Origin of the sequence: Prosthecobacter sp. (assembly GCF_044236155.1) — a bacterium.
GTDB lineage: Bacteria > Verrucomicrobiota > Verrucomicrobiia > Verrucomicrobiales > Verrucomicrobiaceae > Prosthecobacter.
In genome coordinates this window covers 111,173-127,325 of record NZ_JBIIHA010000003.1, presented here as the reverse complement: position 1 = coordinate 127,325, position 16,153 = coordinate 111,173, and the positions used below count along the sequence as shown (strand labels likewise).

Here is a 16,153-nt window from a genome sequence, read left to right as displayed (position 1 = left end):
AACTTCCCGTCACCCATCGAGTTCACATTCCACTCCCTCCCATGAAAAAGCTTGGCTTCATCTTCCTCGGCGGCGTTGCGCTGGCCGTTTCCGCCATCGGCTTGCGCGCTCAGTCGCAACTCGCGGAATTCGACTCGCGCTTCAAAGCCTTCGACAAAAACAACGACGGCGTCATCAGCGGCGACGAGATGAACAGCGCGCAGTATTTGAAAATGCTCGATGCCGACAAAAACGGCACGCTGACCCGCGAAGAGGCGCTGCAAGGCGTGCGCAAGACGCAGAACCTCATCGGCGGCGGCTCGGACACCGGCGGTCTTTTCAAGCGGCTCGACAAAAACGCCGACGGCAAGCTCACGGAGGAAGAACTGCCGAACAAACGCTGGTTCAACGGCCTCGACACCGACAAGGACGGCAGCGTGACGCTGGACGAGGCGGTCAAAACGCTCGCCAGTCTGCGCAAACGCGGCGCTGCCGACAGCCCGACTACCAGCAGCCCCATCAAGCCCGCGAGCGAGGATCCTTCCTTCAAAGAGGCGCCGCAGATGCTCAAGGGGGCCGACCACGGCGTCGGACGCATGGTCGATGATCTCGCGTTGAGGACCCTGGATGGCAAAGAGCTCAAGCTGAGCGCCGCCGCAGGCAAAAACGGCCTCGTGATCGCGCTGTTCAGTGCCAGTTGCCCGATCAGCGGCAAACTGGGACCGGAGACGGCACGCTTGGAAAAGGATTTGGAAGCACAAGATGTGAAGCTGCTGCTCGTGAACGCGCCTCCAGGCCAGAAGGGCGAGGAGATCACGAAATTCATCACGGAACACGGCTTGAAATCCGCCGTGGCGCTCGATGCCGAGGCGAAACTGGCGCAGACGCTGGCCGCAACAACGACCACGGAGGTCTTCCTGCTCGATGCGACGCGAACGCTCGTCTATCGCGGTGCGTTGAATGACCAATACGGTCTTGGCTACGCCAAAGAGCAGCCTGCGCATCATTACCTGCGTGATGCCGTGACCGCGATGCTGAGCGGCAAGCCTTCGGAAATCGCCGCGACGAGCGCACCGGGCTGTGCGCTCGATCTTCCGGAAAAAAACACCGTCGCGAGCAGTGTCACCTATCATCGCGACATCGCCCGCATCATGCAGGCCAACTGCGTGGAGTGCCATCACAGCGGCGGCGTGGGGCCGTTTGCACTCGATTCTTACGACACGGTGATCGAGCACGCGGGCATGATTCGCAAGCAGGTGGAGCGTGGGGCGATGCCGCCGTGGTTCGCCGCCGCCTTGGAAGGCCAGATGCACTCGCCGTGGGCGAATGATCGCTCGCTTTCCGAACGAGATCGCGCCGAATTACTCGCCTGGCTGGCCTCGGATCGTCCTAAGGGCGATTTGGCCGACGCGCCGAAGCCGCGCCAGTTCCCCAGCGAGTGGAGCATTGGCAAACCGGACGCCATTATCGCTTCATCAAGAGCGATTTCGATCAAGGCCGAGGGCACCATGCCTTACCAGCACGTCACGGTGACGACTGACTTCGCCGAAGACCGCTGGGTGCGCGGCTACGAAATTCTGCCCACGGAGCGGCAGGTGGTGCATCACGTCATCGTCACCGTCTTTGAAAAAGGCCGCAAGGTGCGCGGTGGCGGCGAGGAGGGTAGCGAAGGCTACTGGGCCGCTTATGTGCCCGGAAACACGAAACAGATCTATCCCGAAGGCTTTGCCCGCAAACTGCCCGCCGGAGCAACGGTGAGCTTCCAGATTCACTACACGCCAAGCGGCAAAGCCGTGCAGGACACCATGCGCATGGGCCTGCTTTTCTCCAAAGAGCCGCCTAAATACGTCGTCCACACCACCGCACTGCCGAACGCGCGCATCAACATCCCGGCCGGAGCCGCGAACCACATCGAAACCGCCCAGCGCAAACTGCCCACGGACATCAATGCGATGGCCTGGATGGCCCACATGCATGTACGCGGCAAAGCCTTCAAATTCGAGGCCGTCTCACCCGATGGCAAAACCGAAACGTTGCTCGACATCCCCCGCTACGACTTCAACTGGCAGCTTCGCTACGACTACGCCATGCCCCGCTTCCTCCCACGCGGCACCACCCTCAAAATCACCGCCGTCTTCGACAACAGCTCTGAAAACCCAGCGAATCCTGATCCCACCAAAAATGTCCGCTGGGGCCAGCAGACCTACGACGAAATGATGATCGGCTACCTGGAGCACTACACGCCGCTGAATCCGACGGTTGCAGGCGGGGAGTGATTACCTGCTCTAGCGCAGGTCCTATAATCGAGCTGCACAAAAAAGCACAGCTAACATGCGGAAACTTTAATATTTGCGGAGGGCAGAAATCTGACTGTTTAGTCTTGAGATCTCATTGGTCAGGCTATTCAAATTCCGGGATGCCTGCTGTCTTTGAAGCATATTCGAATACTCTGCGGGCGTCATTCCTGCAGCTGAAGCAGCTTTAGCTAGCTCTCTGGTTCGGACTTCGGCATGTGTGCGAACTCGAGAAACCACCTGTTTTTGACCAGCATCAATTGGCCCATTCGGACCGACAGAAAGCCAGCCTTTCCCCGGGATAAACACCTTTCCCAACGACTCCCGAGTGACTTGAGACCGGAGTGCGGGGTTTCCTAGACTCGGATCGTCGCTTACAATTGGCACATTGTACTCTTGAGACGCAGCCTGATTCGCATTTGCCTGTAGCTGCTCGAGTTGCCGGGTTTTCTCTTCGAGTTGCTGCTGAAGCCTCAGAAGTTCAGCTTTCGAATCCTCTCCAGAGGGCGTCGTAGTTGTATTTGGCTGTGGGGATTCCGCCAACTCTTTCACGAAGTTAATTTTCTCATTCCATTCATCTACAGTCTTGAATTTGATGGTCCGACTCGCGTCGAGGGACCGCGCTACTTTTTCGAATAAAGCCAAGTTTTGACGGAGATAGTCGGTGTCACCGTTCGATAGACCATAAAAGAGTTTTGCTTCGGCAATAACTTGTGGAGCCACATCTTGTGCCATGGCCATCCCAACGTTTTTCAAAAAAGTTTGCCGTTCTTGTTTTTCAGCGAACAAGCGCCCTGCGGCCTCCGATGAATCAGCCTTCGCTAGACACGGGATCAACATCAAGCCCAAAAGAGTTGTGTGAATCAATCTTTTCATAGTGGTTTCAATGTTTAGATGTTAACGATTTTCCAAGTGAAATGTGACACTGTGTTGATAAGCGTTGGTAATCACGCACTAGTAACAACTTAAAAATTTAACCTCAACGACGATTGCGACAAGTCGGGCGTGGTCAATCTTTTTCACGTGCCTCCTTCCGACTTGGCGAGCATTAGCGCTCCTGTTGTGCCGCCGATAACTCGTCACTCAGCAACTCTAGCCCTTTTGAAATGCTCTTTGGCCCGAGATCGTATTTGTCAGTAAAATCGCGTGGCAGTTCCTCAGTGTACACTTTGAAATTTGCCACGCCTTCCTCATGCATGAAGGTGACCGAGTTGTCCTCAATCCTCATGATTTTCGCATTAAGCAGCGCGGAGCGGCTTTCCAGCTTCAGTACCTTAATGGTTGTCCCGATCGCGGCAGCGCGGGCTTTTTCCACTACAGTGGGTATTGTTTGGGAAAGATATTTGATCTCTCCGGTGAGCCGGCGCTCTTTTTGATCAATCATGTCCCTTTGTTGAAGAGCTACAGTCTCACGCTTGAGAAGATCGGAGATCTGGCTTTTGACCCGCGCCAGTTCCTGATATTCCGCGCTTCTGGCGTTCGCGGTCTCTTGCAATTCCTGGATTTGATTCTTTTTCTTGGCGATTTCCGCCTTCAATTCATCCATGCGGATGAAATACTCGTAGCCGCCAAGAGCTAGGGCTAGAAACAAGAGCAACTTAAGCAAAAGGGACCCAAGGCGAAATTCAAGCATCGTGCGGGTATTGTTGAGTGGTTACTGCGAATGCGATGATTTGAATGCTTCTGCTGCGGGTTTGAGCTTTACGAACTCCGCCTCGATTTCAGCCCACTTTTTTGCACGGATGTCATTCTGCTTCTCGATGCCAGTGGTCCGGGAGCGCAACATCTCCAACTGCAGACGAAGCTGTTCGCCAGCTTCCCGGCCACCCAATTCGACAATGTGTTTATCGAGCTGCGTGATGCGGGCCTGCTCATCGAACAGGGTGGCATCCAGCATGGAGGCTTCCTTATTCAAGGCCTCATGTTTTTCACAAGAGACACAGTGCAGCCCGAGGGAAATACAAATAATCAGGTGCCGTTTCATGAATAGCGCGAGCTTTAGCGCACTGATCTAACGTCGGCGTATCATTTGTGCAACATCCTTGCCAAGCGGCAAACACACCCTAGCATCGGCGCGTGATCGCGATTGCAACGGCCAGCCAGAAGGGAGGCGTGGGGAAAACCACGCTGTGCATCAACCTTGCCTACTCGCTGGCAAGGCGTGGATGGCGGGTGCTCTTGATTGACACTGATCCGCAGGGCGGCGTTGGCCTTTCCCTGGCGAAGAGCGCGAAGGCACGGGAGGGTTTTCATGAGTTTCTGGTCCGTGGCGGGGATTTGGGCAAGATCGTGGTGCCGACGCGGCTACCGGAGCTGGAGATCATTCCCGCAGGCCAGTATGATGCCTGCGCCCGGCAGGGCTGGCCCGCGCACGAGGTGCCGGCACGGCTGGCTGACCTGCTGCGCGGCGCGGAACTGCGCGGCGCGGACATCGTGCTGATGGACACGGCGGCGGGGATGAGCAGCACGACGGAAGCGGTGGTGAAGGCCTGTGATTTTGTGATTCTGCCGCAGCAGGCGGAGCCTCTGGCGATCCGCAGCGTACCGCATCTGCTGGAGACGCTGGCGCGTTTCCGCGCGGAGGGCGCGGGCGTGCGCGTGGCGGGCATTTTGCTGACGATGGTCATGCGGGAGCAGGAGATGAGCCTGAAAGTGGCGCGTGAGCTGCGGGAGATGCTGCCGGCGAATCTGATGTTCCAGCAGAGCATTCCGCGGCTGGCTTCGTTTCTCGAAGCCAGCGCGCTCGGAGTGCCCGTGGCGTTGACGAAGCGCAATCCGCCCCCGGAGGCGCTGATTTTCGACCAGATCGCCGCCGAACTGGAGCAGCGCACGGGACTGGCAAAAGAACGAGAGAAGGAGCAAGGCCATGCAAGTCTCCTGGATTGACGCGGACAGGCTGAAGGCGCTGGTGGAGCAGATCGCGCCGCACGATGATCGCGCAGCCACCTCATCACCGGTCGTGGAGATCGAAACAGCGCCGGCGGAAGCTTTCACAGCAGAGACCGCCCATGGTTTTGCGTCATTCAGCGCGGATGACGACCTTGCTGACGAGCGGGGGGAGAACGAGTCTGAGATCTCCCATTCTTCCGAGCTGCAGACGGAGCACGATCACTTGCCGGCGATCGAAGAAGAACAGAGTGCTTCTGACGATGAGGCCGGGCATGATTCTCACGCTCACGCGCTGCACAATCCAGCCGCCGCGCTGCCGCTCAGCCGCATCCGTGACAAGCTTCGCGCGATACGCCAGCGGGCGACTGAGGCGGGCATTCTGACACGAACGCTCGAGCCATCGCTGAAAACAGAAGCGCCTGTGGAGTCCGCGAACACTGTCTTGAATGGCCAAAGCGCTGACGCCCGCCCCAAGATGGCGGACGTTCCTTCACCTCTGGCGGAAACGACCAGCGCAAGCATGAGTGGCCCGCAGAGTTTTCCTTCATTCGAAATCCCGCGAGGACCGCAGAATGCGCGTCTGGCGGCCTTTGCCGGTTGGGCCCGGGATGTTTTGAAGGAGAATGGCGGTCATGTGCTGGTGATGAGCGATGACGGAGAGGTGCTCTGGGGCGGGGAGGCGAAGGCGGGGTTGGTGCTTTCCACGATGATGGCCTGGGGGGCCGCCACCCGTGCCGGCGCATCCGCCGCCTGCTCACCACCGCCGGTCATGCGCCAGCCCCTGGCCTCGGGGCATGTGCTCACCGTGATCCCATGCGAGACTTCATCTGGAGTGGTGCATGCCGCCGTGGCCGCTCCTGAGGGCCTGGCAGAGGAAGTTGCTCAGATTTTACGCGGCGCCCTGTGCGCGGCGATGAGCGCGGCGTAACGTCGCTTGGGTCACTTTTTGAAAAGAGCCAGCTCGCTGATGCCCCAGTGATTGCCAGCGCTGCCACTTTGGGTGATGCGCACAAAGCGTCCTTTCTGCGGCGCTTTGAAAATGATCTCGGTCACCTGGCCGCCATTTCCCTCGGCAGCGGCGTTCCACTGGGTGCCATCGGAGGACACCTCGACCTTGTATTTGCGGGGGTAGTCCTGGTTGTTCGACTGGGTGTCGAGCGCGACCCCGGCGATGTTTTCGTCCGCAGGCAGCTCGATGCTGAACCATTCTCCGCCTTTCATGGAGCTGCCGGTGGTCCAACGCGAGGCGGTGTTCCCATCGGTGGCTTTGGCGCAGTCCTCCTTTTTGTGGCTGGCGCCGAGCTTCCAGGAACCGCGCGGCTCGATCCACGCCAGCTTTGTTTTGAGCCGTTCTTTCAACGGCGATGGCGCGGAGGCCTGGAAGTAGTAGTCCCGCACGCGTCCGTCGATGAGCTGGAGTTGATCCGGTTTCAGAACAACCGAGTAAACAAACAGCTCGGCCAGGAAACCGCTGAACTGGTCCGCGGCGCCGGCATTGGCTCCCGCGTCGTTTTTCACGCGGCCGATTTGCAGGAGATTGAGCGGTTTGCCCGGTGGCGAGGCCTTGCCACCCGTGGAGGTGAATGCTTTGCCGGCGGCGTCACGAACCCGCAACTCAACGGCCTGGGTGGCCGCGTTCCAGGTGATGAATGCGAGGCATGGGAGGGTGCCGTTCACATCCTTGGAGGTCAGCGTGGCGTTGGAGCTCTGGTGTTCAGCCTTTGCGATGAGGTTTTTCCCGGTGTCCACGCTGAGGGACACGCTGGAGCCGTCATCCCCGTCGAGGGTGAGCACCTTCGTGGGCAGTCGTGAGGCGTCCGCCTGAAAGGCAACGACGACAGTCAGCCCCTTGTCGTTTCCCGGCAGGTTGTTGCCGCCGAAGGGCATGTTCACATCTTCCTTGCCGGGCGTGTCCAGCACGAGCGCGCAGGGCTTCCCGCCGCGCGGACGGAAATCAAGCACCGAGCGGCCGGTTTTCGGCGTTCCTCCGGCGGACTGCGGCCACTCCACACGTTTGGGGGCATGATCCGCGCTGTTTTGGAAGCTGCGCAGGATGTTGTCGCCGCCGCGTTCGGAAATGTCGTGCCATTCGACGACCACCTCGTTGTTGTTGGCCTGGGCGGGCTTGCCGTCGCCGCCCTTGCGATTGGTCAGGATGCCGGTGTTGCCAACATAGAACAGGGAGATGCCACGATCGGCTGGCGGGTAGGAACGGTCCTGCGGGAGCTGGAAGGTGACTTTCGGTGGGGCCGAAGAAATGCCGATATTGGAAAGCACGGAGGTATTCCCTCCGCGATTTTTCGCGCCACTCGAGCTTCCGCCAAAGAAGAAACAACCGCCAATCCCCAACAGCACAACAGCACCACCAATGATCGCGATTTTTTTGACGGGCAAAGGCTGCTTGCTCAATGCCGGGGCACCACCGGGGGATGGCTGAATGCCGGACGGCTGGCGTGGCTGCGTGGTGGCACGTCCGGTGCCCGGCCTGCGGGGCGCGGGAGCCAGAGGGGAGGTGATCGCAGCGGTTTCGACGACCGGCCGGGCTTCTGGAATGATTTCCACGGGCACGGCCTCGGCGACCACCGGCACCGCTCCTGTGCCTGGCTGCTGAGCAGGCGGGTAGTAGCCTGTGAGCGGAACCGTGCCTGTCCCCGGCGGGGCGTACGCGGGCTGCCCGGGCGGCATGTAAACCGGCGGCGGTGCGTACATGCCCATCCACGGGCCGTAAGGAACCATCGTGGGCATTTTCTCCCAGGCGCGGAACTCTTCGATGGCCTGCTGCGCGTTCGCCGGGCGGTCCTCAGGCTTCTGCGCCATCAGGCGCGCACACCACGCTCCGAGCCACTGCGGCACATGCGGAGCGATGACATGCAGCGGCGTGACCTCGTGGTTGATGTGCTTGTCGATCACATCCGCCATGGATTCGCCATCGAAGGCTTTTTTCCCGGACAGAGCCTCGTAAAACACACAGCCCAGGGAATAAAGGTCCGTGCGTTCATCCACCGGTTCGCGGGTGAGCTGCTCGGGGGCCATGTAGTAGATGGAGCCCATCACCGTGCCTTCCTGGTCCTCCGTCTGCTTGCGCGCGCGCAAACCGGAGCGCGCCAGGCCGAAGTCGATGATCTTCGACTGCATGCGTCCGCCGGGAAGGCGCTCCACCTTGATGTTCTCCGGCTTGATGTCGCGATGCAGGATGTGGTGCTGGTGCGCGGCGAGCAGGCCCTCGAGCGTTTGTGAGGCGAGCTCCTTGAAGTCGTCGTAGGGCAGGGGACCGCGGCCGACGACGTCCGCCAGATCCTCGCCCTGCAGTAGCTCCATCACCATGAACAGGCCTTCCTCATCGCTAGCCACGTCGAAAATGGTGACGATGTTCGGATTGCGCATGGAGGCGAGCGCATCGGCCTCACGGCGCAGCTCGGTGGCGACATCTTTATCGGCGTTGGCTTCGTTGGCGCTCAACAATCGCTTTACAGCCACCCAGCGTTTGAGTTGGCTGTCGTACGCACGGAAGACGGCCCCGACGCCGCCCGCGCCGAGCTTTTCATAAATTTTGTATCGTTCTGCCATCCCTGTTCGAGCGCTTGAAAAATCAACAGGCTCAAGCAAAACCCATGAGTCAACCGTTTGGCAAGCGCGATGTTCCATGAAAACATCTTTCCTGCATTCACCGGCTCATGCTTTGACAAGGCCGCCCGTCCTGCCACACTGCCCGCCCCTTGAAACGCGTCCTCTTTGTCTGCACCGGAAACACCTGCCGCAGTCCCATGGCAGAGGCGCTGTTTCGTGATCTCGTGAAGGACCGTTCCGACTACGAGGTGGCCAGCGCCGGTGTCGCCGCCGCGCCCGGCATGCCCGCCAGCAAGCACACGTCTGCCATTTTGCGTGAAAAAGGCCTCTTCCGCGATGATTTCGCCAGCCGGATGCTCAGTGCGGACATGCTTGCCGCCGCGACGCATGTCTTCGCCATGTCCGGCCATCACATCTCGGCCATGGAGGAGGCCTTTCCAGATCACGCGGACAAAATTTATCTCGTTTCCGAATTTGCCGCCGATGACACGCTGCGTGGCCGGGACGTGTCCGACCCCTTCGGTCAGGGGCGCTCCGCCTATGAGGAGACGTTGAGAGATTTGGAAAAAATGCTTCCCAGCCTGCTCGCCTACATCGAGCAGACGCATAAAGAATGATGAAACCATTAATCAGAGAATGAAGAATCAGGCTCCAATCTCGAATACCCGGAACTGTCCGGTTGCAGGCATGCCTTCGGCTCTGCATCTGAACACGGTTCATTCATCGTTTATTCGTCATTCCTTATTCTGATTTCGTCATTCCCATGTTCACACTCCCCCGCACCCTCGCCATCGGTTCCGACCACGGCGGCCTCGTGCTCAAAAACGCCGTAGCGGCGCATCTGAAGGCGGCGGGTTTTGAAGTCGAGGACGTCGGCACGCACACGATGGACAGCGTGGACTACCCGGACTTCGCGGAAATGGTCAGCGAGAGTGTTTTGGACGGCCGCGCCGATGCAGGCATCCTCGTTTGCACCACCGGCATCGGCGTCAGCATCGCCGCGAATCGCCACGCCGGCATCCAGGCCTCCCTTGTGCACGATGTCGAGACCGCCAAAATCACCCGCGAGCACAACGCCTCGAACATTCTTTGCCTCGCCGGCAAAACCACGCCCGAAGCCACCGCGAAAGCCATCGCGGACGCCTGGCTCGCCACCCCCTTTGCTGGAGGCCGTCATGGCCGCCGCGTCGATAAAATGAACACCCAAGCCCACCCCCTCAGCATCCTCGCCTCTGCCGATCCCGCCGTCGCCCACATCATCCAGGGCGAGCAGCATCGCCAGCAGGACCACATCGAGCTCATCGCGAGCGAAAACTTCACCAGCCGCGCCGTGATGGCCGCTCAAGGTAGCTGCCTCACGAACAAATACGCCGAAGGTTACCCCGGCAAACGCTGGTATGGTGGCTGCGAGGAAGTGGACAAGGTCGAGCAGCTCGCCATCGACCGCGCCTGCGAGCTTTTCGGCGCGAAATTCGCCAACGTGCAGCCGCATTCCGGCTCGCAGGCCAATGCCGCCGTCTATTTCAGCGTGCTGCAGCCCGGCGACAAAGTGCTCGGCATGAATCTCGCCCACGGCGGCCATTTGACCCACGGCAATCCTGCCAACTTCAGCGGCCGCTTCTACCAGTTCTGCCAATACGGCGTCAGCGCCGACGACGAACGCATCAACTACGACGAACTCGCCGAAGTCGCCCTGCGTGAGAAGCCGAAGATGATCACCGCCGGTGCCTCCGCGTATCCGCGCATCATCGACTTCAAAAAGATGAGCGAGATCGCCAAGAGCGTCGGCGCTTATCTTTTCGTCGATATGGCCCACATCGCTGGCCTCGTCGCTGGTGGTGCCCATCCCTCGCCGATGGAATACGCCGACTTCGTCACCACCACCACGCACAAGAGCCTCCGCGGCCCTCGTGGCGGCATGATCCTCACCAACCACGAGGACCTCTTCAAAAAGATCCAGAGCCAAGTCTTCCCCGGCGTGCAGGGCGGCCCGCTCATGCACGTCATCGCCGCCAAGGCCGTCTGCTTCGGCGAATGCCTCAAGCCTGACTTCAAAACCTACACGCAGCAGGTCGTGAAAAACGCCCAGGCTCTCGCCGCCGCGCTCATGGCGCTCGGCTACCGCATCACCAGCGGCGGCACGGATAACCACCTCATGCTCGTCGATCTGCGTCCGAAAGGCCTCAACGGCAAAATCGCCAGCGAGACCCTCGACAAAGCCGCCATCACCGTGAACAAAAACGGCATCCCCTTCGATACCGAGAAGATCACTCTCGGCGGCGGCATCCGCATCGGCACTCCCGCCGTCACCACTCGCGGCATGAAAGAAGCCGAGATGACCCAAATCGCCGCCTGGATCGACCGTGCGCTCACCAACCGCGAAAACGACGCCGTCTTGGCTGAGATTCGCAAAGAGGTCAGCGCGGCGAATCAGCGGTTTCCGCTGCCGTGATCATCTTCCGCTTTGTGCGGAAGGCTTCCAATCGCCCTCCTTCGCTTCGCGAATGTCCAAGGTTTCAATGCCCGGATTCGTGAAGCGGATGCGGCGCTGCTTGTACAGTGCGCCGAGAGCCTGTTTGAAGGCTTTCTTGCTCGCGTCGAACGCGCTGCGTATTCGTTCCGGCGGTGTGTCGTCGTCGAAATCGAGCCGTCCGCCATTGTTTTTGAGCGCTTCCAGAATGCGGTCCGTCAACGACTCGACGCGCTGGTAGCCTGAAGCATCGAGGCTGAGGTCGATCTTGCCGCCGGGATGCACCGCGGCGATGAAGCCCTTCACCTGCTGTCCGACTTGCAACGGCGCGCCCACATTCGAGTGGTAGAGCAGTCCAAGATGCGTTCCCTCGATGATCGCATTGTATCCCAGCGGCGTTCGGGCGGTGATGAGCAACGAAACCGGCTGCTGCAGACGAAAGGCCGGCCTCTCACGGCTCAAATGACGGTTCAACCGCGTTGTGGCGATGATCCGGTCCGTTTTTTCATCCACCAGGATGTAGGCGACGACCTTGTCACCCACACGCACCGGCTCAGCCTGCTCGCGAAACGGCAGCAGCAGATCCTTCAGCAGGCCCCAGTTCAGGAAAGCGCCGATGTTGCGGTTCACACTGACAACTTCCAGCGTGGCAAACTCGCCCACAGTGGCGAAAGGCTTCTCCGTCGTCGCCACCAGCCGGTCCTCGGAATCACGATAAACGAAAACCTCCAGCGCATCGCCGATGCTCGTGCCTTTGGGGATGTAACGATTGGGCAGCAGGATCTCGCCATGCTCGCCACCGTCCAGATAAACGCCATGCGCCGTGCTGTGAAGGACGGTGAGTGAGTTGTGTTTGCCGATCTGCGCCATGATCCGCAGACTAGACGCGGAGCGGAATCATGCCAGCGGTTGCTTCCATGCCGACAGGACGCGGAAAATGCGCTGGCCTCAGCGTCTCCGGGTGATCTAGAGTCAATCGTTCCCCAATGACATCTGATTCTTCCCAAGAACTCACCGCGCCCGCCGACCTGGATGCCACCATGCGAGTGGATATGCGCGCATTCCTGCCGGTGGGACTGGAACAGCCCGGCGACATGCTCGGACGCTACAAGCTCATCGAAATCCTGGGGGAAGGCGGATTCGGCACCGTGTGGCGTGCGGAGCAGAGCGAGCCGATTCGCCGCGAGGTGGCGCTCAAGGTCATCAAGGCCGGCATGGACTCGAAGGAGATCATCGCCCGCTTTGAGGCAGAGCGACAGGCGCTCGCCTTGATGGATCACCCGAACATCGCCGGAGTGCTCGACGCTGGCACCACCGAAAGCGGGCGTCCCTTTTTCGTGATGGAGTTGGTTAAAGGCTTGCCCATCACGGAATACTGCGACGCGCACCAGTTCACCATCCGCCAGCGCCTGGAACTGTTCATTCCCGTGTGCCGGGCCGTGCAGCACGCGCATCAGAAGGCCATCCTGCATCGCGATCTGAAGCCCACCAATATCCTTGTCATGGAGGTGGACGGCAAGCCCGTGCCCAAGGTCATCGACTTCGGCATCGCCAAAGCACTGGGCACTTCACCGGAGGCGGCCTTGCAGGTCAGCCTGCTGCAAACGCAGGCCGGAGTCGTCATCGGTACGCCACAATACATGAGTCCCGAGCAAGCCGGGGCCACGCAGGATCTCGACACGCGCAGCGATATCTACACACTCGGCGTCATCCTGTTTGAATTGCTCACCGGCGACACGCCGCTCGCACGCGAGTCACTGCGCAAGGCGGCATTGGATGAAGTGCTGCGGCTGGTGCGTGAGGCGGAGCCAAAGCGCCCCAGCAGCCGCCTGACGCGGGTCACGGACGCTGTCACGCAGACCTGCACGGCACGGCAGACCGAACCGTCGAAGCTCACACGCTCGCTGCGCGGCGATCTCGACTGGATCACGCTGAAGGCGCTGGAGAAGGAGCGCGAACGCCGCTACGGCAGCGCCGCCGCCTTCGCCGAGGATCTGGAACGCCATCTCAACAACGAACCCGTCGAAGCCGGCCCGCCCAGTGCGCTCTATCGCTTCCGCAAACTTGTCCAGCGCAACCGACTGGCTGTCGGATCAGCGGCCGCGATGCTCGCGCTGCTGCTGGCCGGCATCGCCGTGAGCACCTGGCAGGCGGTGCGCGCGAGGCGTGCGGAAAAGGTCGTGAGGGAGGAGCGTGACAAGCAGGAGGCTTTGCTCTGGACAGCGAGTCGTGGTGATCACGAGGCCGCGCTGCGCGCCACCAAGGAAAAGCGCCACGCCGAGAGCGTGGCCTTGCTCGAGCGTGCGCTGCGCTACAAGCCGGAAAACAAACTGGCGCTGGCTTTCAGCGCTACCCAGGCGCTCACCAGCCAGGGGGGGCAGTTGTGGCGCACCCGGGCGGTCACGCCATTGACGCGTTTTCCATTGCGTCATGTCTTCAGTCCGGACAGCCGCTGGATTGGTGTCGGCACCTCTGATGGTCGTGCTTTGATCATCCAGCCTGGTTCAGGGGAAGTGGTTTGGGACTCCGGTTTGCGTGAGCCAGCAGTCCATACTGTCGATTTTAGTCCTGATGGTGGTCGGTTTGCTTTTGCAGGCGATGATGGTGCCGTGCGTGTTGTTGAAGCGCCGTCGGGCAGAGAGGTGTGGAATTTGATGGTCGGAAACCGGATCACACGCGTGGTTTTCAGCCCTAATGGCCAGTTGCTGGCCTGTGGAACCCAAGATGGACAAATCCATGTCATGGATGCCACGGCTGGCAAGAAGGTCTGGTCCGGTGTTTTTGGCGGCCCGGTCTATGCGCTGCAATTTAGCATGGACAGCGTTCTGCTTGCAGCCGCCGGGGATCATGCGACCACTTGCGTGTTTGACGCACGTGACGGGAGGGAAATCTGCCGTCCGCCGATCTCTCAATCTACGTCCTCATTTCAATTCAGCCCAGACGGCCGTTCATGCTTTGTCGGCATGGTTGAAGGAAATTTGAGCCGCTTCGCTGCCGGTAGTGGCATCGTGGAGTGGCAGGCGAAGTTCGAAAACCGGATTGTCCAGATTGTTTGCTCCGCTGACGGAAGGCTGGTGGCTGCTGCAAGTTGGGACCGCACCGCGCGTGTATTTGATGCTGCCTCCGGAAAGGAGATCTGGCGGTTCAATCTTGGTGAAATGGCAGATGGGGTCAGCTTTAGTCCTGATGCCCGCCAGCTGGCCGTTGGCAGCCGTGACAAGATGGTTCGCTTGTTCGACATGGACACAGGGGAAGAGGTTGATGCCATTCACTCCCTGCGCTGGCCATTCAGCGTAAGTTTCAGTCCTGATGGTCGATGGTTGAGCTTTGCCGACTTCATCGCCCCGGAGACTGATAAAGAGAGCAATATCCACATTTTGGAGCCGGCTTCGCGGCTGGCATCACATCGGTTTGAAGTGCCCGAGATCAATCCGCAGTTCACATTCAGTGCCGAAAAGCAGCGGGCGGGGGTGTTCAGCTTCTACAACAACAAACCGGGGGTGGAGGCAAGGGTGCTCGATATCGAGACGGAACGCGAAATTCTTCACCACAGGCCAGCGTCGGGTGTCACTGCACTGGAACTCAGTCCCGACGGCCAAACTGTGGCAGTTGGCTGTTTGAATGGCGGCGTGCAAATCTTGGATGTGAATTCAGGGAAGTCTCGGAATCAAATCATCACCCAAGGTGCCGTTCGCAGCCTGGACTTTGGGCACGACGGCAAGTTAATCGCGATTGGAGGGGATGGTCTTGAAGTGACGCTGGCAGAGGTTGACACCCGAAAGAAGCTCATCTGGAAGCGTCCTGCTGGCACGCTTCACAAGCTGTCCGTCGGAGATTCTTCAAAGAGCTTGTTAGCACTTCAAGAGGGCAAGGTCTTCCATATTGACATGGCAACGGGTCGAGAACTGGGTGTATCGTCCCAGATCAATGCCAGCCGTTGCTTTGTGGCCAATCCCATTAGTGACCGGCTGGCAATTGGATTAGCTAATGGTGCCAAAGTGATAATGGCCGGGTTGGATGTTCGAGAACGGAGTGAAATGTTTGCCTTCGACTCTGGATTGAAGTCATTAAGAGGCTTCGCCCCCGGTTTTCCAAGTGATGCTTGCTTTAGTGCGGATGGGCATTGGCTACTGGCATCTGCCACGGACGGCACCGTTCGCACAAGGGAGGTGAATTCACCGGGGGAACTGCTTGTCTGCCAGCTTAAGGAACAGGCCCTTGCCGTGCAACTAGGCGCGGACGGCCGCTGGGTAGCAGTTGCTGGCAATGACGGTGTGTTGCGTCTTCTAGACTGGTCATGGTTTACTCCGTCCGGCGGGCATCCTTGTACCGCATGGCACGCCATGCTGCGTTTCTTGGCTGGCCTGAGTTTTGATGATTCCGGCCGGTCGGTTCCGGTCTCCGCCTCCGGGCTGGAGGCAGATGGGCGGATGATGCGGCAGTTTGCACTGTCCGCGCCAACAACAGAGCATGCCTGGCAGCAGCAGATCGTGCGTTGGGCATGCATGTTGCCGGAGGAACGGACTACATCACCTTGGACACAGGAACCGGTGCGTGTGGCGGTGGGTCGCTGGCTCATGCGGGCGCAAACGGACTCGGCGACCATCCGTGAGTGTGCCGATCAAGCGCCATGGCACCCGCTGGAGCCGCTATCATTGGCGCGGTTATTTTTGCGAAGGCCCACAGGGCCTCCGGTCCCACCGCCTCCGGCCGAAAGAGTCGCTTTCCTGGCCAAACTGACTTTCCAGAGACTTCGTGAGGCCGATGAAAAGCTCTATAGTCGTGACACGCTGGCCGAGTATGCCGGGTGGGCGGCGAAAATCATGCATGAGGAATTCAAACTCGATGCCGAGGCGGCGGAAGTGCTGTCTTTCGCCATGGAGCGTGCCTCCAAGGACCAGATGCCAGCGCTGCTAAAGTTGCGAGACCAGATCAGCGGTGCTCCGCCATGAGG

General features: G+C 59.8%; 11 protein-coding genes. 6 read left to right on the top strand and 5 right to left on the bottom strand.

From position 1 onward, the window contains the following. The first annotated feature begins 41 nt into the window (after positions 1–41). Positions 42–2,255 carry a redoxin family protein gene (locus tag ACILSE_RS04350; protein WP_395716130.1) on the top strand — a complete coding sequence of 738 codons (2,214 nt, stop codon included), beginning with the start codon at positions 42–44 and terminating at the stop codon, positions 2,253–2,255. Between the two features lie 66 nt (positions 2,256–2,321). Here the strand turns inward: ACILSE_RS04350 and ACILSE_RS04345 are convergent, their stop codons facing one another. The 3 genes from ACILSE_RS04345 to ACILSE_RS04335 form a co-directional block, all read right to left on the bottom strand. Beyond that, positions 2,322–3,149, bottom strand: coding sequence for a hypothetical protein (locus ACILSE_RS04345; protein WP_395716129.1), 828 nt, complete (start codon positions 3,147–3,149; stop codon positions 2,322–2,324). A gap of 172 nt (positions 3,150–3,321) precedes the next feature. Next, positions 3,322–3,906 (bottom strand): hypothetical protein, encoded by a 585-nt coding sequence (locus ACILSE_RS04340; RefSeq protein ID WP_395716128.1) that lies wholly within the window; start codon positions 3,904–3,906, stop codon positions 3,322–3,324. A gap of 21 nt (positions 3,907–3,927) precedes the next feature. Continuing rightward, a complete protein-coding gene (locus ACILSE_RS04335) occupies positions 3,928–4,257 on the bottom strand; it encodes a hypothetical protein (protein ID WP_395716127.1) in 330 nt (109 codons plus the stop codon). A 92-nt stretch (positions 4,258–4,349) separates the two neighbouring features. Between ACILSE_RS04335 and ACILSE_RS04330 the strand changes: the two genes are divergently transcribed. Together ACILSE_RS04330 and ACILSE_RS04325 are read left to right on the top strand one after the other, a co-directional pair. Continuing rightward, entirely contained in the window at positions 4,350–5,159 is an 810-nt protein-coding gene (locus tag ACILSE_RS04330; RefSeq protein ID WP_395716126.1) for a ParA family protein, read from the top strand. Further along, on the top strand, positions 5,140–6,090 hold the full coding sequence (locus tag ACILSE_RS04325) for a hypothetical protein (protein WP_395716125.1): 951 nt from the start codon (positions 5,140–5,142) through the stop codon (positions 6,088–6,090). The genes ACILSE_RS04330 and ACILSE_RS04325 overlap by 20 nt, the downstream gene beginning before the upstream one ends. Before the next feature lie 11 nt (positions 6,091–6,101). On the opposite strand, the gene ACILSE_RS04320 is transcribed toward ACILSE_RS04325, so the two are convergent. Further along, on the bottom strand, positions 6,102–8,729 hold the full coding sequence (locus ACILSE_RS04320) for a protein kinase domain-containing protein (protein ID WP_395716124.1): 2,628 nt from the start codon (positions 8,727–8,729) through the stop codon (positions 6,102–6,104). A 149-nt stretch (positions 8,730–8,878) separates the two neighbouring features. Here ACILSE_RS04320 and ACILSE_RS04315 point away from each other — a divergent pair, with 149 nt between their 5' ends. Next, positions 8,879–9,346 carry a low molecular weight protein arginine phosphatase gene (locus tag ACILSE_RS04315; RefSeq protein ID WP_395716123.1) on the top strand — a complete coding sequence of 156 codons (468 nt, stop codon included), beginning with the start codon at positions 8,879–8,881 and terminating at the stop codon, positions 9,344–9,346. Positions 9,347–9,492: 146 nt separating this feature from the next. Next, entirely contained in the window at positions 9,493–11,181 is a 1,689-nt protein-coding gene (gene rpiB / locus ACILSE_RS04310; protein WP_395716122.1) for a ribose 5-phosphate isomerase B, read from the top strand. Here the strand turns inward: rpiB and ACILSE_RS04305 are convergent, their stop codons facing one another. Beyond that, a complete protein-coding gene (locus ACILSE_RS04305; protein ID WP_395716121.1) occupies positions 11,182–12,069 on the bottom strand; it encodes a S1 RNA-binding domain-containing protein in 888 nt (295 codons plus the stop codon). Between the two features lie 116 nt (positions 12,070–12,185). Here ACILSE_RS04305 and ACILSE_RS04300 point away from each other — a divergent pair, with 116 nt between their 5' ends. Continuing rightward, positions 12,186–16,151, top strand: a complete 3,966-nt coding sequence (locus tag ACILSE_RS04300; protein WP_395716120.1) for a protein kinase domain-containing protein — start codon at positions 12,186–12,188, stop codon at positions 16,149–16,151. The last annotated feature ends 2 nt before the right edge of the window (positions 16,152–16,153 follow it).